The sequence below is a fragment of the Pseudomonas sp. NFACC45 genome (assembly GCF_900113505.1).
In the GTDB taxonomy this organism is placed as follows: Bacteria; Pseudomonadota; Gammaproteobacteria; order Pseudomonadales; family Pseudomonadaceae; genus Aquipseudomonas; species Aquipseudomonas tehranensis.
The window spans coordinates 29875-47897 of the sequence record NZ_FOPO01000012.1 but is presented as its reverse complement, the minus strand read 5'-3'; the positions used below and the strand labels follow the sequence as shown (position 1 = coordinate 47897).

Here is an 18023-nt window from a genome sequence, read left to right as displayed (position 1 = left end):
TCAGTCCTCCAGGCGCGGGAAACGGCTGGCGATGTCGTCGCCAGTGAACTTCGCCACCCAACCTTCCGGGTTGTTGAACAGGCGAATGGCAACGAAATGCGGATGCTCGCCCATGTCGAACCAGTGCGGCGTGCCCGCGGGCACCGAGATCAGGTCGTTCTTTTCGCACAGCACCGCGTAGACGTAGTCGTCGATGTGCAGGGTAAACAGGCCACGACCGGCGACGAAAAATCGTACTTCGTCTTCAGCATGGCGATGTTCATCGAGGAATTTGGCCCGCAGCTCGGCTTTTTGCGGGTGATCGCTGTTGAGGCTGATGACGTCGACCGTGACGTAGCCACGCTCGCTCATCAACCGGTCGATCTGGGTCTGGTAGGCGGCAATCACTTCGTCCTGGCCGGCGCCGGGCTGGATTTTCGTCGCCGCTTCCCAGCGGTCGAAACGAACACCTTTATCGGCCAGAGTCGCGGCGATGTCTTCGAAGTGGGTCAGCACCTTGTTCGGAATGTCGGGGCTTGAGACGTGGTAGACGGACAGGCTGCTCATGGTTAGGGCTCCAGCAAATTAACGGTTCAGGAGTGCGCGGGTCTTGAGCTCACACTCAAACAGGAACTCGAACGCTTCGATCTGGCGCAGGGCATCGTTCATGCTCGGCCCCCAGGTATACAGGCCATGACCGCGAATCAGGTAACCGACGCAATCGGGGTGAGCCTCGAGCCACGGCTGCACCTGGCCGGCCAGGCGCGCGATGTCCTGGTCGTTGTCGAAAATCGGCACGCGGACACAGGATTCGTGGGTCGACACACCGCTGAAGGCCTTTTGCAATTCGTAGTCTTCAAAATCGATGAAAGTCTGGTGAGTCAGGCGCGACAACACCGTGGCATTCACCGAATGGGTGTGCAGCACCGCGCCGATCTCCGGGCGCCAGCGATACAGCTGGGTGTGCAGCAGGGTTTCGGCGGAGGGTTTCTTGCCGCGCTCCAGGCTGTTGCCGTCCAGGTCGGTGGCGAGCACATCATCGAGGCCCAGTTGCCCCTTGTGCTTGCCGGACACGGTGAGCAAGGCCTGGTCAGGGGCAAGCCGGGTCGAATAGTTGCTGCTGGTGGCCGGGGACCAGCCACGGCCATATAAAAAACGCCCGGCGTCGATGATTTCCCGGGCGAGCTGTTCACGGGTAAGGCTCATGGCCTGTCCTCTTGCATACGTGTGGCAATGATAACGGCTGCAGCGAAGGCTGCGAGGCTGGCGATGCTGAAAGTCCAACTGGCACCCAGGGCGTTCCAGCTGTAGCCGGAATACAACGCGCCCAACGCCCCGCCCATGCCGGCCAGGGCGGCGTACAACGCCTGGCCCTGACCTTGCTGGCGAGGGCCGAAGCTACGTTGCACGAAATGGATGGCAGCGGCGTGAAAACTGCCGAAGGTCGCCGCGTGCAGCACCTGGGCAAACAACAGAACCCAGAGAAACTCGGCCAGTGAACCCAGCAGCAGCCAACGCAACGCCGCCAGCAGGAAACTCACCAGCAGCACCCGACGCACGGAAAACCGCGCCAGGATCCGGCTCATCAGCAGGAAGATCAAAACCTCCGCCACCACGCCAATGGCCCAGAGCATACCGATCAACCCGCGACTGTAACCCAGGCCTTCCAGGTGCAGCGTCAGAAAGGTGTAATACGGCCCGTGACTGACCTGCATCAGCCCCACGCAGCCATAGAACGCCAGCACGCCAGGGTTACGCAACTGCCGCAGAAAACCCTCCCCCGCCACCCGCGGCCCCTGGGTCGGCTGGGCATTGGGGACCCAGAAACTGGCGAGCACGATGCCGCCCATGATCAGCACCAGCGCCACCGGGTAGATGTCCAGGCTCAGCCATTCAAACAGCCGGCCGAGCGCGACCACGGTGATGATGAAGCCGATGGAGCCCCACAGGCGGATCTGGCTGTAGCGCGACGTCTGCCCGCTCAAGTGGGCCAGGGTAATGACTTCGAACTGCGGCAACACCGCATGCCAGAAGAACGCGTGCAGCGCCATGACCAAGGCCAGCCAGGCGTAGCTCTGGTCGATGAAGATCAGCGAGAACGTCAGCAGCGTGCAAATGGCACCAAAGCGCACGATCGCCAGGCGCTGGCCGGTGTAGTCCCCCAGCCAGCCCCAGATATTCGGTGCCACGCAACGCATCAGCATGGGGATCGCCACCAGCTCGCCGATGCGCGCCGCGTTGAACCCCAGGTGATCGAAATACAACGCCAAAAACGGCGCCGTCGAGCCGAGCAGCGCAAAATAGAACAGATAGAAACTGGAGAGCCGCCAGTACGGCAGAGCCGCCATGGTCGTCAGGCCACGGCGGTCGGCAGGCCAACCATCAAAGCTGGCCCAGCACCGGGGTGCTGACCCGCACGTCGGCGTTCTGGCCGCGATGACGCAACAAGTGATCCATCAGCACGATCGCCATCATCGCCTCGGCGATGGGCGTGGCGCGGATGCCGACGCACGGGTCATGGCGGCCCTTGGTGATGACGTCCACCGGGTTGCCATGGATATCGATGGAGCGCCCCGGCGTGGTGATGCTGGAGGTTGGCTTCAAGGCCAGGTGCGCCACGATCGGCTGGCCCGAGGAAATGCCACCGAGGATGCCGCCAGCATTATTGCTCAGGAAACCTTGCGGGGTCAGTTCGTCACGGTGCTCGGTGCCGCGCTGGGCGACACAAGCGAAACCGGCGCCGATTTCCACGCCCTTCACCGCGTTGATGCTCATCAGCGCGTGGGCCAGTTCGGCGTCGAGGCGGTCGAAAATCGGCTCGCCCAGGCCCGGCATCACACCTTCGGCCACCACGGTGATCTTCGCGCCGACCGAATCCTGGTCCCGGCGCAGTTGGTCCATGTAGGCCTCCAGCTCCGGCACCTTGTCTGGATCGGGGCAGAAAAAGGCGTTCTGCTCCACCGACTCCCAGGTCTTGAACGGGATTTCGATGGGACCCAACTGGCTCATGTAGCCACGAATCACGATGCCCTGGCTGGCCAGGTACTTCTTGGCAATCGCGCCGGCCGCCACGCGCATGGCGGTTTCCCGGGCCGAACTGCGGCCGCCGCCACGGTAGTCGCGCTCGCCGTACTTATGGTGATAGGTGTAGTCGGCGTGGGCCGGGCGGAACAGATCCTTGATGGCCGAGTAGTCCTTGGACTTCTGGTCGGTGTTGCGGATCAGCAGGCCAATGGCGCAGCCGGTGGTGCGTCCTTCGAACACGCCGGACAGAATTTCGACTTCATCGGCTTCCTGGCGCTGGGTGGTGTGGCGGCTGGTGCCCGGCTTGCGCCGGTCCAGGTCACGCTGCAGATCGTCCAGGGAAATCTCCAGGCCCGGCGGGCAGCCGTCGACAATGGCGACCAACGCCGGGCCATGGCTTTCGCCCGCGGTGGTGACGGTGAACAGCTTGCCGTAGGTATTGCCGGACATGCAGGGTGCTCCGTGAAATCGCTGAATTCGTGATGGGCGCCAGTATACGCAGGCTCCCTCAGTAGTTCATCCTCGAACCTTATCGGTGGACGCCAGTCCAACCGGCACCTTCGTAACCAATGGCGTAATGATGTTAAAGCTGCTTGCCTTAAGCCTTGCCCTGTTTACCGGCCTGCTTTCCAGCCTGGCCCAGGCCACCGTCCTGCAACGACCGATCAGCCTTGACACGGGTAACGGCGAGCTTTTCGGATCGCTGCTGTTACCCAAGTCCGACGCACCGGTGCCGGTTGTCCTGATCATTTCCGGGTCGGGTCCTACAGATCGTGACGGAAACAACCCCGAGGGCGGGCGCAACGATAGCCTCAAACGCCTGGCCTGGGTGCTGGCCAAACACAACATCGCCAGCGTGCGCTATGACAAACGCGGGGTGGCCGCCAGCCTTGCGGCGACCCCGGACGAACGCAACCTGAGCGTCGAAGCCTACGTGGCCGACGCCGTGGCCTGGAGCCGCAAACTGACTGCCGATCCGCGAATGGGTCCATTGATTCTGCTGGGTCATAGCGAAGGCGCGTTGATCGCCAGCCTCGCCGCCCCCCAGGCCAATGCAGCCGCGGTCATCTCGCTGTCCGGCAGTGCCCGGCCGATCGATCAGGTGCTGCGTCAACAACTGAGCAGCCGCCTGCCTCCCCCCCTGATGGCGCGCGCCAATGAACTGCTGGACAGCCTCAAGGCCGGTCGCCTCGACCAGAACGTACCGCCACAACTGCAGGTCATCTTTCGCCCCAGCGTGCAGCCCTACCTGATCTCGCTGTTCCGCCAGGCGCCGGCCCAGGCTTTCGCGGCGCTGAAGATGCCAGCATTGATTATCCAGGGCAGCCATGACATTCAAGTCAGCGTCGATGACGCCAGGCAGTTGCAAGCCGCCAAACCCGATGCCGAGCTGGCGCTGATCACGGGCATGAACCACGTCATGCGCATCGTTCCCAAGGAGATGAAAGAGCAATTGGCTTCCTACAAAAATCCAAACCTGCCCCTGGCGGCCGAATTGGGTACGAAAATCCTCGGTTTTATTAGCTCATTACCCGCTCGATAGACGGTTTTTCCCCTCCAGTCCTGGCAAAAACGGCCGATAGACCGGTGTCGGACAGCGCTATGGCTGCCGATCAGCCGGCCTGGACAGGATTTTGCCGTTATGACTGACACTCAAACTTCACCCGACACCCCCGCCGAAACGCCCGCCGCTCCAGTGGTGGAGCTGCCTTGGGCGGATGTGCAGGCCGAGCACCATAAAATGCTCCGCCTGGCACCGCTCAAGACCGACCGAGCCACGGGTGCGCGACCGCTGCGGTTTGTCGAGTTCAGCTACGTCGAGCGCCACAGCAAGGAGCGCAGTTTGCTGCGCATGAGCATCCAGTTGCCGGGCCAACGGGTGCGCAAGGAACAGAATCATCTGGACGTCTGGGCCGATCACGTCGAAAAACGCCTGTATTTTTCCCCGGACAGCTTGCAGGTCGAGCCGCTGAACCGTGGCATTGGCCGCTTCCTCGCCGCACAGGGCATTACCTGGGCCAAGAAGCGCTGGTCGAGCTACCGGGTCGATGGCAGCGATCTGAATAACAAGGACGCGCTGAACGAAGACACCCGCCTGCGCCGCGACCACTTCCTGAAAGCCCACGGTTTCGAAGTGGTCTACGCCGACGCCCAGCACCTCAAAGGCAGCGTCAAGCCAGCGCAGGTGGGTAATCTGCTGGGGGACTGGAACACCGAAAAACTGCAGTTCGTGGAAATTCTCGAAGCCGCGCAGATGCTCCAACAAGCCGAGCAGAACCTGGCGGAGCAGGAAGTCAAACTCAAGCAGCAGGAAGAAAAGGTCGCCAAGTTCAAACGCGAAGACAACGGCCTGCGGTTCACCATTACCTGCCTGGTGGCATTTGCCATGTTCCAGGCTGGGTTGTTGATCTGGATTGCGACGCGGCACTGATTGCCGGCTGCTTGACACATAACCCTGTGGCGAGGGGATTTATCCCCGCTGGGCTGCGCAGCAGCCCCCTGCAAGAATTCTGATACTCCGCAGGTGGCTGGTTTTAGGGGTGTTTCGCACCCAGCGGGGATAAATCCCCTCGCCACAAGGACAGTTCCGCCAGATCGACTAGGTCAAACCCGCGAAGCAAACAACCCCTGATGCTGACGGCACTGTTCAGCACTGAGCATGAACACACCGTGCCCGCCACGTTCGAAGTCCAGCCAGGCAAAATCGACTTCCGGGTACAACGCCTCGACGTGAACCTGACTGTTACCGACCTCGACAATCAACAAGCCCTTCTCGGTCAGATGGTCGGCGGCCTCGGCCAGCATCCGGCGTACCAGGTTCAGGCCATCATCGCCACAGGCCAGACCCAGCTCCGGTTCGTGCTGGTACTCCTGGGGCATGTCGGCGAAATCTTCGGCATCGACGTAGGGCGGGTTCGACACAATCAGGTCGAAACGCTGGCCCGGCAATCCCTCGAAACCATCCCCCTGGACGGTGAATACGCGCTCGTCGACGCCGTGACGCTCGATGTTCTGGTTGGCCACTTCCAACGCTTCGAACGACAGGTCAGCCAGCACCACCTCCGCCTCCGGGAACTCAAAAGCGCACGCGATGCCGATGCAGCCGGAACCGGTGCAGAGGTCGAGAATCCGTGCCGGTTCCTGTCCCAGCCAGGGCGCAAAGCGGTTTTCGATCAGCTCCCCGATGGGCGAGCGTGGAATGAGCACGCGCTCGTCGACGATGAAAGACATCCCGCAGAACCAGGCTTCACCCAGCAGGTAGGCCGCCGGGATACGTTCGGCGATACGTCGGCGCAGCAGGCGCTGCACATGAACCAGCTCTTCGTCCTCGAGACGGCAGTCCAGGTAGCTATCGGCAATTTCCCACGGCAGATGTAACGCGCCCAACACCAACTGGCGGGCTTCATCCCACGCATTGTCGGTGCCATGACCAAAAAACAGATCCTCTCCATGGAAACGGCTGACGGCCCAACGTATATGGTCGCGCAGGGTACGGAGACGGGAAGTGATCACGGCGGCAAACTCCAGAAAAAACGACTGGCGAGTCTACCAGCCAAACACTCCCCTCACCAAAACACGCCTCAAACACGCCTCAAACACGAACGAAAAAGGCCTGGGCAGATGTAGGATTTATCCGTTTTTCGCGCCGACTATTGAACAAGACGGACATCTTGACAAGGCTGTAGGCCAGCAACGACGGCCCTTGCGATGGAAGCGATTCACAGAACCGCTCAGCCAGAGGAGAATGTCGCAAAAGCCCCACTCGAAGGAGCCCCAGAATGTCCGTTCCAAAAACGATGTTTCAACTCAGCGGTCGCGGTTACGCGGCGGCCAATCTGAGTCAAGCGACGCTGATCATCATCGATGCCCAGAAAGAATACCTCGCCGGCCCCCTGGCGTTGAGTGGCATGGATGCAGCGGTCGCGAACATCAAGCAATTGCTCGGCGCGGCCCGTGCCGCCGGCCGGCCGATCGTGCATGTGCGTCACCTGGGCACCCATGGCGGGCTGTTCGATCCACAGGGCGAACGCGGGGAGTTCATTAGCGGCCTGGAACCCCAGGGCGACGAAACCGTGGTGGAAAAACTGCTGCCCAGCGCGTTTCACGGCACCGAACTGAAAAAGCGCCTGGAGGACCTCGGCCCCCTGGACCTGATCGTTTGCGGTTTCATGAGCCATTCCAGCGTCAGCACCACCGTGCGTGCCGCCAAGAACCTGGGCTTTCGTTGCACCCTGGTCGAAGACGCCTGCGCCACTCGCGATCTGCCGCACAAGGGCGGTGTCCTGAGCGCCGAACACGTGCACCAGACCGAGATGGCGATCATGGCGGACAACTTCGCCACCCTGGCCCTGACCCGCGATTTCATCTGACACCCCTTCGATAAGCGGCCCGTTGCGCCGCTTATCCGCAAAAGCCTCTCATTTGCCGCAATTGCCGTAGTGTCAGGAACAACCCGAACATCTTCCGGTCGAAGGGCCGATACCCATTGAGGAAGGTCGGAATGAAGTTATCCGATGGTTTTGACGCACGTCGCTTGCGGCCCAAAGGCCCGAGCAACTGGCGCTTGCGTTTCGGTGCCGCGCTCGCGGCGCTCCTGGCAACGCTCGGTGTACTGCTGGCGATGGCCGGTGCCGCCAGCCTGCTGGGTCGCCCGCCCGCCCTAGGCGAGTTGAACGCAACCGCGCTCGGCTCCACGATCATTCTGGTGATCGGCTTGCTGGTACTGCTTTTGGGCGTCTGGCTGTGGCGTCTTTGCCGCCGTCGGGCCCGCCAATCCCTGGAGCTGGCCATGGCTCCTCACTTGATGAAAAAGCACGACTGACCCGCCGCCCGACGTTTTGTCGCGCCGGATCCCGCAGGAGTTGGGTAAACTGGCCGGCCTTCGCGGAGGCTGACATGCAAGACGACGACTTTTCCCTGTTCAAAAGTGCGATCCAGGGCGTTAAACCGATCAAGCACGACCGTGCCGAGACCGGCAAACCCAAGGCGGATCGCGCACAAATCGCAAAGCTGCGCCAGGCCGCCACGGTGCGCACCGATGCCACCACGGTGGATGGCTTGTCCGACCAGTTCGTGATCGACGTAGGTCCTGAAGACGAGCTGATGTGGGCTCGCGACGGCGTTCAGGAAAGCCAGATGCGCAAGCTGAAGGTTGGTCAGATCCCCTTCGAAGGCAGTCTTGACCTGCACGGCATGACAGTGGAAAAGGCCCGGGAAACCCTCTGGGCCTTCCTGGCCGAAGCCACCCGCTTCGAAATCCGCTGCGTGCGCGTCACCCACGGCAAGGCCGTACGACTGGACGGCAAGCGGCCGATGATCAAGAGCCACGTCAACACCTGGCTGCGCCAGCACCCGCAAGTGCTGGGCTTCACCTCCTGCCAGGCAAAACACGGAGGCGCCGGGGCGGTGTACGTGATGCTCAAGCGCACCATGATGGAAGGCCGCGACGAGTAGCGCCCGATTGCCGAGCTTGCAGCGCCGTGTCCGCCACCGTACCCTTGCCCTTTGCGTAAAATCCCACAGGTAGTTTCATGTCTCTGGAACAGAATTACACCGCGATTCTCGGCCAACTGGGCGAGGACGTTTCCCGCGAGGGCCTGCTCGACACGCCCAAGCGCGCTGCCAAGGCCATGCAGTACCTCTGCCGCGGTTACGAACAGACCCTCGAAGAAGTCACCAACGGTGCCTTGTTCAGCTCCGACAACAGCGAAATGGTGCTGGTCAAGGACATCGAGTTGTACTCGCTGTGCGAGCACCATTTGCTGCCCTTCATCGGCAAGGCCCATGTGGCCTACATTCCGAGTGGCAAGGTGCTGGGGCTTTCGAAAGTCGCACGCATCGTCGACATGTACGCACGTCGCCTGCAGATCCAGGAAAACCTCAGCCGCCAGATCGCCGACGCGGTCCAGCAGGTGACCGGTGCCTTGGGCGTGGCGGTGGTGATCGAAGCCAAGCACATGTGCATGATGATGCGCGGTGTGGAGAAGCAGAACTCCTCGATGATCACCTCGGTGATGCTCGGCGAGTTCCGCGAAAACGCCGCGACCCGCAGCGAGTTCCTCAGCCTGATCAAGTAACCCCTGCATGAAAAAAACCGGCATTGATCGCCGGTTTTTTTTGCCCGTGAAAAATCAGGTAAGCTGCGCGCCCTCTTCTTCCCTGTCGCGAGGCTTAATACCGTGATCGTCAAAGCGCTGCGAGTTGGCCTGGGCCAGCTGATTATTTTCATCGACTTCATCACCCGCCCCGGCAAGAAGCAACGTCCGGCCGAGGCCCAGGCGCAAGTCAATCAGGCCGCCCGCAGCCTGACGCTCTATCAGTTCCACGCCTGCCCGTTCTGCGTGAAGACCCGCCGCACCCTGCACCGCCTCAACGTGCCGGTGGCCTTGCGGGATGCAAAAAACAACGAGCAGGATCGCCAGACGCTGCTGGAGCAAGGCGGCAAGATCAAAGTGCCATGCCTGCGTATTGAAGAGAACGGTGAAACCACCTGGATGTATGAGTCCAAGGTGATCATTGAGTATCTGGATCAGCGGTTTGCGGCAGTCTGATAGTTTTATGGTGTATTTGCGGGCTCTATCGCGAGCAGGCTCGCTCCCACAATGGAACTGTGGGTAACTGGGTTTTGTGATCGACTCTGAACCCTGTGGGAGCGAGCCTGCTCGCGATGGGGCAAGTCCAGTCGCCACATAAGTCAGGCTGCTTTTACCGCCAAAGCCTCCCGCACCACCCCCGCCAACCGCTTGAGCCCTTCATCCAGCCGCGCCGGGTCGATGTGGCTGAAGTTCAAACGCAGGTGCCCCGGATGCATGTCCGGCTCGGGAAAGAATGGCTCCCCCGGCATGAACGCCACGTCGGCAGCCAGGGCGGCGTCGAGCAAGGTGCGGGTGTCCAGCGGTTGTTTGAGTGTCAGCCAGAAAAACAACCCGCCCTGGGGCACGTTCCAATCCGCGATGTCGGCAAAATGCTTGTGCAGTGCGGTCTGGAACCGGTCGCGACGATCCCGGTAGAAATCTCTCAATTCACTCAAATGATGGCGATACTGCTCGGTGCCGATCCATTGCAATGCCTGCCATTGACCGATGCGATTGGTGTGCAGGTCCGCCGACTGCTTGAGCCGCAGCAGGTGTGGGAACAGATCCGGGCTGGCGATCAGGTAACCCACCCGTAGCCCGGGCAACAGGGTTTTCGACACCGTGCCGGTGTAGATCCAGCTGGCCTTGCGCAAGCGACTGACAATCGGCGTGGCGCTGGCGCCGTCGAAGGTCAGCTCACGATAAGGTTCGTCTTCAATCAGGGTCACGCCAAACTCATCCAGCAACGCCGCCACCGCGTCGCGCTTGGCCTCGCTGTAGCGCACCGCCGACGGGTTCTGGAAGGTGGGAATCAGGTAGATGAACGCCGGTCGATGCTGTTCCAGCCGGGTTCGCAACTGTTTCAGATCAGGCCCATCGGTCTCCAGGGGCACCGTGATGCAGTCGGCGCCAAACAGCTGGAAAATCTGCAACGCGGCCAGATAGGTCGGCGCTTCCAGCATGACTTGGGTGCCGACATCGATGTGCAGCTTGGCCGCCAGGTCGAGGGTTTGCTGAGAGCCGCTGACCACCAGCACCTGACTGGCCTCACACGCCAGGCCCAATGACCGCGCCTGTGCCGCCAGGGCTTCGCGCAAGGCCGGTTCACCTTCGCTCATGCCGTATTGGCCCATGGACACCGGCATGGCCTCCCATTCGACTTTCGGCAGCATGGCTTCGGCCGGCAGGCCGCCGGCGAACGACATCACTTCAGGGCGCTGCGCCGCGGCGAGGATTTCTCGAATCAAAGAACTTTTGAGGCGCGAGACACGTTCGGAAAAAGCCATGGGAGTCACCTGTAGCGGGTCGCTGGGAGAATGAGTCAAACTAGTTGACCGAAATTACTCCGACCTCCGTGGATACGTCAACATGATTGACCTTAAAAACCCGACCTCCCAGCAGATGGCCATGGAAGCGTTCTTCTTCGGTTACCAGGCGTTTACCGCCAAGGCCGATGAAATGCTTGAGCGTCGCGGGCTGAGCCGGGTGCATCAGCGCATCGTTTTTTTTATCGCCCGCTATCCATCCTTGAGCGTGAAGGAGTTGCTGACCCTGCTCGGCGTGAGCAAGCAGGCGTTGAACATGCCGTTGCGCCAGTTGATGGAAATGCATTTGGTGAACAGTGTTGCGTCCGAAACCGACAAACGTAAGCGGCTGCTGGCGCTGACGGCCGAGGGCGAGCGGTTCGAACAGGCGTTGCGTCGTGAGCAGGTGAAATTGCTGGAGCGCGTGTTTGCCGAGGCTGGAGACACGGCGGTGAATGGGTGGCTGGCGGTGAATCTGGGGTTGGGCAAGGGTTCGGCGAGCTGAGGGATTTGTAGCGTCAGAACCGGCGCCACCGCGAGCAGGCTCATTCCCACAGGGGAGCGGCGTCGTTCACAAAATTTGTGCGCATGGGGATCCATTGTGGGAGCGAGCCTGCTCGCGATGGCGTCCTCACAGTCGATATATCCCTATTCCCCAGACTTTTCGTCGACAACATCAAAAACATTATTTGCTTTATTTGTATACAAAAGCATAATTCGCTTCGTGCGGGTTCCTGACCATCAGGTCAAAAAAACTCGCCAGCCTTACCTGCCTCAAAGCGACGCCGCCACCCTCAGGGGGCGGGCGTGCTGGAAATAACAATAAAACTCTTGAGGAGTACTCGCTGTGGAAAGCCGCAAACCCGAAGCCCGGACGCTGGACCTCTCGCCGCCACTACGCACTGGCTGGCTGGAGCGCATCTTCAAACTCAGCTTGCATGGCACCACGGTGAAGACCGAGCTGATTGCCGGTCTGACGACCTTCATCACCATGGCCTACATCATCTTCGTCAACCCCAACATCATGGCCGACGCCGGCATCGATCACGGCGCCGCATTCGTCGCGACCTGCATCGCCGCCGCCTTGGGTTGCCTGTTGATGGGCCTCTACGCCAACTGGCCGGTGGGCCTGGCACCGGGCATGGGCCTGAACGCGTTCTTCACCTACACCGTGGTCGGCACCATGGGCTACAACTGGGAAACCGCATTGGGCGCGGTGTTTATTTCCGGTGTGCTGTTTATGTTCCTGACCCTGTCGCGGGTGCGTGAATGGCTGCTCAACAGCATTCCGGTGAGCCTGCGTTATGCCATGGGCGCGGGAGTCGGGTTGTTCCTCGGACTGATCGGCCTGAAGACCGCCGGCATCGTCGTGGACAGCCCCGCTACCCTGATCAAGCTCGGCTCCCTGCACGAGCCCGGCCCGTTACTGGCTGCGGTGTGTTTCCTGATGATCGCCGTGCTCAGCTATCACCGCGTGTTCGGCGCGATCCTAATCAGCATTATTGCCGTGACACTGGCCGGCTGGGGCCTGGGACTGGTGCAATACAACGGGGTCATGTCGACTCCACCGAGCCTGGCGCCCACCTGGATGGCGATGGATGTGGTCGGTGTATTCAACGTCAGCATGATCAGCGTCGTGCTGGCCTTCCTGTTCGTGCACATGTTCGACACCGCCGGCACCCTGATGGGCGTTGCCCAGCGTGCCGGGCTGGTCAAACCTGATGGCAAGATCGAGAACCTGTCCAAGGCCCTGAAAGCCGACAGCGCCTCCAGCGTGTTCGGCGCCATGGTCGGCGTGCCGCCGGTGACCAGCTATGTGGAAAGCGCCGCCGGTGTCGCGGCGGGTGGCCGTACAGGGCTTACCGCGGTGACGGTCGGTGTGCTATTTATTGCCGCGATGTTCTTCGCACCACTGGCCGGGATGATCCCCGCCTACGCTACCGCGGGTGCCTTGATCTATGTCGCCATGCTGATGATGGGGGGCATGGCCCACATCGAATGGGACGAAGCGACCGACAGCATCCCGGCCATCGTCACGGCCATCATGATGCCCCTGACCTTTTCGGTCGCCGACGGTATTGCGTTGGGCTTCATCACCTATGTGGTGCTTAAGGCCGGCACCGGTAAACACAAGAAAATTTCTGTCAGTCTGTGGGTGCTTTGCGCGATTTTCATCGCCAAGTTCATCTTCTTGTAGGCACGGGATTATTCATCAGCCTCACCCCGTCGGGTGAGGCGTTCTTGCATCAGGAGCAAAGCAATGAATCTGGAAACCTGGCTGTTGTTCAGCGGCGCCGCTCTGGTGGTGATCCTCATCCCCGGCCCACTGTCGTTGCTGATGATCGGCAACAGCCTGAACTATGGCCTGCGCCGCTCGTATCCGGCGTTCCTGGGTGGCGTGATCGCCTCGATTTGCCTGCTGAGCGCATCGGCGCTGGGGCTCGGCGCTCTGTTATTGGCGTCGGAACAGCTGTTCAGCGCCCTGAAGATGGTCGGCGCGTTGTACCTGTTTTATCTGGCCTGGCAGAGCTGGCAGCAATCGCGCCAGCCGTCCCAGGGTGCCGAAGTGCCCCAGGCCGCTGCCATCCCACGCTTTCGCGCCCTGTTCGGCCGGGCGTTCGTGCTGGGTGCCAGCAATCCCAAGGACATTCTGTTCTTCGCCGCTTTCCTGCCGCAATTCTTGAGCGCCGAACAACCGTTCCTGCCGCAACTGCTGATCATGATCGCCACCTGGACCGCTCTTGATCTGCTCTGCAAGCTGGCTTACGGCCTCGGTGCCCACGGCGCGGCGCGGTATCTGCGCACGGGTAAAGGCCAGAGTTGGTTCAATCGCGTCAGTGCAGGACTCTTTGGCGGTGCAGGCGCGGCCTCTTTGATGTCCACTCACTGAGTCCCTGATTTTGCGAAACAGCCTCATTTTCTATTCGAGGCTTTCGCAAAACGTAGAAACAACCCATCGATATACACCCCGCCAGGAAGCATCTTACATATAGGGCCACTCAATCATCGTTGAACAAGGACGTTCACAATGGCCCAGATTTTCCAGCCCGGCTCCGTGCCCGACGACTATGCCGTAGTCATTACCGATTTAGGCGTGCGTACAAATAAACACGCCATGGAAACACTCGATTTCAAGACTGCCGATGGGACGCAGTTGAGTTCGGAGCACAAACATAGACAAACCCAACTTGAAATCGTCGATAAACTTTACGGCCCGATGCACATCGGTTCCGTGACTGTCACCCGTTCAGCCCTGGATGCGCTGGGCGCAACCACCGATGGACAGCCGCTGAACGGCGACAATACTTTTTTCCGCAGTCCCAATCGCTTTTTCGTGAACTCGTTACAATTCAACGCAAGCAATATTGAAACACGGCTCAAACTAACCGCCGACGCAAACGACTATCGGTTACCCACGTTGCTGTTTGAAATGGCGAGCCAGCGCTTACCCGCCGCGCCCCCATTATTGAGGCAAACGCCCGAAACCCAGGCCGAACCTGCCAGCCATCGAAGAACGCTGGAGAAACTCCTGAATTCTGCCCAAAAGCTCGATATACAAGGGCTTAGCCATAGAGCATTCAGTTGGGCAAATACGACCAAGAGCAATATCCTCATCCCTACAGGGCTTGGACTTCAGGCCTTCGGCATCTACAGCGGTCTGCGAGGCCTGCAAGACGCCATCCGTAACAAGGACGCCTACCAGACCATTTTCAATGGGACCAGCGTGGCCGCCGAAGTCGCTTCTATCGGTGTCGAAGCTGCGGTGACCAGACAAGCCTCTCAGATGATCAGGGCCGGCCAACGCTCCCTCGGGGATTTTGCCAAAACGACCTTTGCCACGCGCCTCGCTCGTGGAAGCGGGCTGATTGCCAGCGTCCTGACACTTCCTTTCGATGTCATCGCCGCGGTCGATTCTTTCAAAGCGGCCGCCCACGCCACCGGCAAAGAAGCCACCGATCACTATGTCAGCGCAGCCTTGAGCGTCACCAGCGCCGCGATGACCTTAACCATTGGCATAGCGGCGCTGGCGGGATTTGGGTCAGCCGGTCCTGCGGGCCTTGCCGCCGGGCTTATCCTGGTGGTGGGCTCACAAATCTGGGGCGCGATTCGTCAAGTCGATGAAATCGATGACTATATAGAACTCACCGTACACGAGCGTCTGCGCACCGGTTGGTTCGCCTTCTGGGCAATGGGCCCTGATAAAGATATCCAGGATCGCTACACCATCACCAAGGCTACCGCCGAACATACAAAGCTGCTGCAGGCCAATGCCTCGCACTTGCTCAAAGGCCCACTAAGAGACAGCACCGAGGCAATCGTAAACGGTACATTCACCGTGGAACTCGAACCGGTGCCCTACAACACTTGGAACTGGTGGACCGGTGCCAGGTATCGGGCGACGACAGTCCGTCCGAAGATCAAAGACAACGACGACCGGGTCGATGCACGCACAGGGGTTACTGCTCGGACGCCGGGTGCAGTCATTGAGGCGTCGGCGGAGCATAAAGCTATCCACTGGTACATAGGCGGCGGCAACGACACTGTAGAAGGCGTCGAAAACAAGCCGAACGTCTTTCACTACGGGGCGGGTCATAAAAAACTCACCGGTGGCACAAAAGACGACGTGTTTATCTTCGAAGGCTCGACAGAGGCCCTCAGTGAAACTTCGGCTAATAAACTGGCAGGTGGCTTGGGCAATGACACTCTCGTGTTATCGGGCCGTAGCCGCAGTCACCACGAGCCACGCCTGGGTTATCAGGTCGATCTGGACGCCGGGCAAGTGTCCATCATCACTCAAGCAAGTCATGACACGCAGAGCAAGCATCATCGCCATGCGGACCTTGAAAGTATTGAAAACGTAGAAATCCCTGAGGGCGGTGCCAACATCATCAAAGGGACAGCCGGCCCAAACATCATCAAGTCCCGCGGCAATGATTCAATCGAAGCCGGCGCGGGAGACGACCGAATTTATATTCTCAATGGAAATAACCGTAACGCAGACGGCGGACCTGGCGAGGATATCTATGCCATCGCTCATAAACCCGGCCACGTTTCCATCACCGAAGATGGCGTGGACAACAGCGTCATCGCACTGGAGTGGAGAGCTGACTTGATTGAAAGCTGGCGAATTGAAGAAGGTCATCTGGTCATTACTTCATGCTTTGATGCAAGCGATCGGGCGTTTTGCAAAGTCACCATCAGGGAAGTCTATGAAGACTCTGATTTTCCAAGAACCCTACAAAACAACAGGCTGACGTTCATCACTCAGGATGGCTACCATTTGGTACCCGACCTGCCCGACACGATCGAAAGCAGCCCGCTCGACATTGAAACAGTCGTGGTGCAACCCGGCACCCCCCGAAACCCGGCTATCCTGCCCGATCGAAGCGAGCAGCAGATCAGCCATGACAAAGACACCAGCTACTATGTTTCACATCTCAATGAACTGACCACACTCAAGGTCAAACAAAAAAGCGAGTTTTCCACCACCCTTCATCTGGACTACGCCAACGCCGAGCTGAGTCGTATCGAGGCCTACTACAAGGCTCATGTCACTCAGAAAGATGAAGGGGACAGTATCAAATACGGCGAATGTGGCCTGACCTTACACTTTGGTGCTCGCCGAGTCGTATTGAAAAATCTGGCAAGTTCCGATGAGCGCTATAGCGCGCAAAACCCGAAGACCGGCCGGCGTGCATTTTCCACCCTGGGTTCGCATCATACTTTTATCCTCACCATGAACGACGGCTCGTCCTACCGCCTGGTCCAACCCTCGCCCGACTACGGCCTGTTGCTGGACGAAACATTCATCGGTAAAGATCCGGTGGAATGGAAAACAGACGCTCCATTGCCATTGACGCCTACCAAAAAGAAATACGCCTATCTACCACCCTTGGACAAAAAACCTTATTACATGCGCAGATGGGCAACCTGCGCCATGCTGACATCGCCCACAGAACAGACGGGTATCGAAGTCCTGATTGGCGAAGGCTCCACCTACCTTGTTCACCTGAGCCCGAACATGACACTGCGCCTGTCCACGCCGGGTGCATTGGCCGGCGCCAATCCTCGGTTACCCCGTGCCTCCCTATGGGAGTTGGATGCCACGCGCCTGGGTCAAGTCGAGATAAAACTGTCCTCCAACCTGCTTCAAATGGGTGGAACGACTATCCATCTTCCCGTCTATGAAGCTGAAGACCTTGTCGACCCGATACGAGTCATCACTGCACAAGGCGTTGTTTATGCTGTCGACAGCCTGTTTGAGCGGGTTTATGTAGAAGCGCTTGATGGCCGCTATTTTACCCCGTTAACCGACCCCAACACCGCATTGCCCAGCGAACTGTCGAGCCTGACATCCGAAGAACTGAAGGTGCTTCACGTTGCACTCAAAGACGGCTCTCCCGGCACATTGAGCTACAACCTCAGAACCCGCAAATGGATCCTGGACACCGATAAGTCCCGAGTCATTGAAGTGGCGAACCTGAGAAAAACAGACCTGTGTGACCACGCCCTCAAGATCTATCAGGATCTGGCTCGCGAGGGGCTCAATCAGTCGCCCCCCCTGGGTGATGACGCACTTCGTCTGTTGCGGGAGAAGTGCGTGGAGCTGATAGAAAGCTTCACATTGGACAACTCAGTGATGTTTGCGCGGGCGTTGGCGCTGAGCGCAGTCTTCGGCATAAGGCTCTCGCAATTGAGCTGGTTCCTCTCATTGGCTGAGGCGTCTCCCGAACCTACCTGACCTTGAAAAACGTCTTCGACGGTTTCTTTCACACGCCATACATATGTAGTGCACCTGTCTGCTGGTTTTCCACGAACATTCTTGAACCCAGGGCCTGTCAGCCTCCGGCTATACGACAGGCCATGAGCTTGATACCTACATGAATCATTCATATTCAAACTCAAGAGCAGACATTTTCAATGAGTCCAAGACGAAACACCCGCCCCTCTCTTACAAAGTCGTCCCCTGATACGCCTCACTCCAGTCGCGATACGTCGCTGGACACAATACTCGGCAATCCCACGAGAGGCGCGGACACCGATCAGGCATCCGGTTCGCCAACCGGACGACAACTTGATGCAACTGAATCGCAGCACCCGACTATTCAGGTATCCGAAATCACATCCGCGACAGCTATCC

At 59.5% G+C, this 18023-nt stretch carries 17 protein-coding genes; 11 read left to right on the top strand and 6 right to left on the bottom strand.

All coding sequences use genetic code 11. The features are described 5' to 3' along the window. The 4 genes from BM132_RS21455 to aroC are packed head-to-tail and all read right to left on the bottom strand — an operon-like array spanning window position 1 to window position 3453. On the bottom strand, window positions 1–546 hold the full coding sequence (locus tag BM132_RS21455; RefSeq protein WP_092458619.1) for a 1,2-dihydroxy-3-keto-5-methylthiopentene dioxygenase: 546 nt from the start codon (window positions 544–546) through the stop codon (window positions 1–3). Window positions 547–564: 18 nt separating this feature from the next. After that, entirely contained in the window at window positions 565–1185 is a 621-nt protein-coding gene (locus tag BM132_RS21450) for a methylthioribulose 1-phosphate dehydratase (protein ID WP_092400220.1), read from the bottom strand. Beyond that, the gene (locus BM132_RS21445; protein ID WP_047229622.1) at window positions 1182–2327 is read right to left on the bottom strand and encodes an MFS transporter; all 1146 of its coding nucleotides are present in this window, start codon (window positions 2325–2327) and stop codon (window positions 1182–1184) included. The genes BM132_RS21450 and BM132_RS21445 overlap by 4 nt, the downstream gene beginning before the upstream one ends. 34 nt (window positions 2328–2361) lie before the next feature. Continuing rightward, on the bottom strand, window positions 2362–3453 hold the full coding sequence (aroC, locus tag BM132_RS21440) for a chorismate synthase (RefSeq protein WP_024618518.1): 1092 nt from the start codon (window positions 3451–3453) through the stop codon (window positions 2362–2364). A 127-nt stretch (window positions 3454–3580) separates the two neighbouring features. Here aroC and BM132_RS21435 point away from each other — a divergent pair, with 127 nt between their 5' ends. Further along, a complete protein-coding gene (locus BM132_RS21435; protein WP_092458617.1) occupies window positions 3581–4546 on the top strand; it encodes an alpha/beta hydrolase in 966 nt (321 codons plus the stop codon). A 99-nt stretch (window positions 4547–4645) separates the two neighbouring features. Then, the gene (locus tag BM132_RS21430; protein WP_092400226.1) at window positions 4646–5434 is read left to right on the top strand and encodes a hypothetical protein; all 789 of its coding nucleotides are present in this window, start codon (window positions 4646–4648) and stop codon (window positions 5432–5434) included. Between the two features lie 173 nt (window positions 5435–5607). On the opposite strand, the gene prmB is transcribed toward BM132_RS21430, so the two are convergent. Next, on the bottom strand, window positions 5608–6516 hold the full coding sequence (prmB, locus tag BM132_RS21425) for a 50S ribosomal protein L3 N(5)-glutamine methyltransferase (RefSeq protein ID WP_092400228.1): 909 nt from the start codon (window positions 6514–6516) through the stop codon (window positions 5608–5610). A 266-nt stretch (window positions 6517–6782) separates the two neighbouring features. Between prmB and BM132_RS21420 the strand changes: the two genes are divergently transcribed. From BM132_RS21420 to BM132_RS21400, 5 genes are all read left to right on the top strand, one after another. Next, a complete protein-coding gene (locus BM132_RS21420) occupies window positions 6783–7373 on the top strand; it encodes a cysteine hydrolase family protein (RefSeq protein ID WP_047229626.1) in 591 nt (196 codons plus the stop codon). A gap of 131 nt (window positions 7374–7504) precedes the next feature. Further along, entirely contained in the window at window positions 7505–7825 is a 321-nt protein-coding gene (locus BM132_RS21415; protein ID WP_092400230.1) for a hypothetical protein, read from the top strand. A gap of 74 nt (window positions 7826–7899) precedes the next feature. Beyond that, window positions 7900–8457 carry a Smr/MutS family protein gene (locus BM132_RS21410; RefSeq protein ID WP_045156639.1) on the top strand — a complete coding sequence of 186 codons (558 nt, stop codon included), beginning with the start codon at window positions 7900–7902 and terminating at the stop codon, window positions 8455–8457. A gap of 77 nt (window positions 8458–8534) precedes the next feature. Beyond that, window positions 8535–9080 carry a GTP cyclohydrolase I FolE gene (gene folE / locus BM132_RS21405; RefSeq protein WP_003204506.1) on the top strand — a complete coding sequence of 182 codons (546 nt, stop codon included), beginning with the start codon at window positions 8535–8537 and terminating at the stop codon, window positions 9078–9080. Between the two features lie 102 nt (window positions 9081–9182). Beyond that, complete coding sequence (locus tag BM132_RS21400) at window positions 9183–9554, top strand: glutathione S-transferase N-terminal domain-containing protein (protein ID WP_092400302.1); 372 nt, start codon at window positions 9183–9185, stop codon at window positions 9552–9554. A gap of 143 nt (window positions 9555–9697) precedes the next feature. On the opposite strand, the gene BM132_RS21395 is transcribed toward BM132_RS21400, so the two are convergent. After that, window positions 9698–10864, bottom strand: coding sequence for an aminotransferase-like domain-containing protein (locus BM132_RS21395; RefSeq protein WP_092458615.1), 1167 nt, complete (start codon window positions 10862–10864; stop codon window positions 9698–9700). 82 nt (window positions 10865–10946) lie between these two features. Here BM132_RS21395 and BM132_RS21390 point away from each other — a divergent pair, with 82 nt between their 5' ends. The 4 genes from BM132_RS21390 (at window position 10947) to BM132_RS21375 (ending at window position 17624) form a co-directional block, all read left to right on the top strand. Continuing rightward, window positions 10947–11387: a MarR family winged helix-turn-helix transcriptional regulator gene (locus BM132_RS21390; RefSeq protein ID WP_092400234.1), complete on the top strand. Its 441-nt coding sequence runs from the start codon at window positions 10947–10949 to the stop codon at window positions 11385–11387. A 342-nt stretch (window positions 11388–11729) separates the two neighbouring features. Further along, window positions 11730–13079 (top strand): NCS2 family permease, encoded by a 1350-nt coding sequence (locus tag BM132_RS21385; RefSeq protein ID WP_092458613.1) that lies wholly within the window; start codon window positions 11730–11732, stop codon window positions 13077–13079. Between the two features lie 63 nt (window positions 13080–13142). Beyond that, window positions 13143–13772, top strand: coding sequence for a LysE family translocator (locus BM132_RS21380; protein WP_092458610.1), 630 nt, complete (start codon window positions 13143–13145; stop codon window positions 13770–13772). A 138-nt stretch (window positions 13773–13910) separates the two neighbouring features. Further along, window positions 13911–17624, top strand: coding sequence for a calcium-binding protein (locus tag BM132_RS21375; RefSeq protein ID WP_177218203.1), 3714 nt, complete (start codon window positions 13911–13913; stop codon window positions 17622–17624). The last annotated feature ends 399 nt before the right edge of the window (window positions 17625–18023 follow it).

Coding starts and splice junctions, on each gene's coding strand:
- BM132_RS21420 (WP_047229626.1), top strand. CDS start 6,783: ATGTCCGTTCCAAAAACGATGTTTCAACTCAGCGGTCGCGGTTACGCG.
- BM132_RS21380 (WP_092458610.1), top strand. CDS start 13,143: ATGAATCTGGAAACCTGGCTGTTGTTCAGCGGCGCCGCTCTGGTGGTG.
- BM132_RS21395 (WP_092458615.1), bottom strand. CDS start 10,864: ATGGCTTTTTCCGAACGTGTCTCGCGCCTCAAAAGTTCTTTGATTCGA.
- BM132_RS21415 (WP_092400230.1), top strand. CDS start 7,505: ATGAAGTTATCCGATGGTTTTGACGCACGTCGCTTGCGGCCCAAAGGC.
- BM132_RS21375 (WP_177218203.1), top strand. CDS start 13,911: ATGGCCCAGATTTTCCAGCCCGGCTCCGTGCCCGACGACTATGCCGTA.
- aroC (WP_024618518.1), bottom strand. CDS start 3,453: ATGTCCGGCAATACCTACGGCAAGCTGTTCACCGTCACCACCGCGGGC.
- BM132_RS21410 (WP_045156639.1), top strand. CDS start 7,900: ATGCAAGACGACGACTTTTCCCTGTTCAAAAGTGCGATCCAGGGCGTT.
- BM132_RS21430 (WP_092400226.1), top strand. CDS start 4,646: ATGACTGACACTCAAACTTCACCCGACACCCCCGCCGAAACGCCCGCC.
- BM132_RS21455 (WP_092458619.1), bottom strand. CDS start 546: ATGAGCAGCCTGTCCGTCTACCACGTCTCAAGCCCCGACATTCCGAAC.
- BM132_RS21390 (WP_092400234.1), top strand. CDS start 10,947: ATGATTGACCTTAAAAACCCGACCTCCCAGCAGATGGCCATGGAAGCG.
- BM132_RS21435 (WP_092458617.1), top strand. CDS start 3,581: ATGATGTTAAAGCTGCTTGCCTTAAGCCTTGCCCTGTTTACCGGCCTG.
- BM132_RS21445 (WP_047229622.1), bottom strand. CDS start 2,327: ATGGCGGCTCTGCCGTACTGGCGGCTCTCCAGTTTCTATCTGTTCTAT.
- folE (WP_003204506.1), top strand. CDS start 8,535: ATGTCTCTGGAACAGAATTACACCGCGATTCTCGGCCAACTGGGCGAG.
- BM132_RS21450 (WP_092400220.1), bottom strand. CDS start 1,185: ATGAGCCTTACCCGTGAACAGCTCGCCCGGGAAATCATCGACGCCGGG.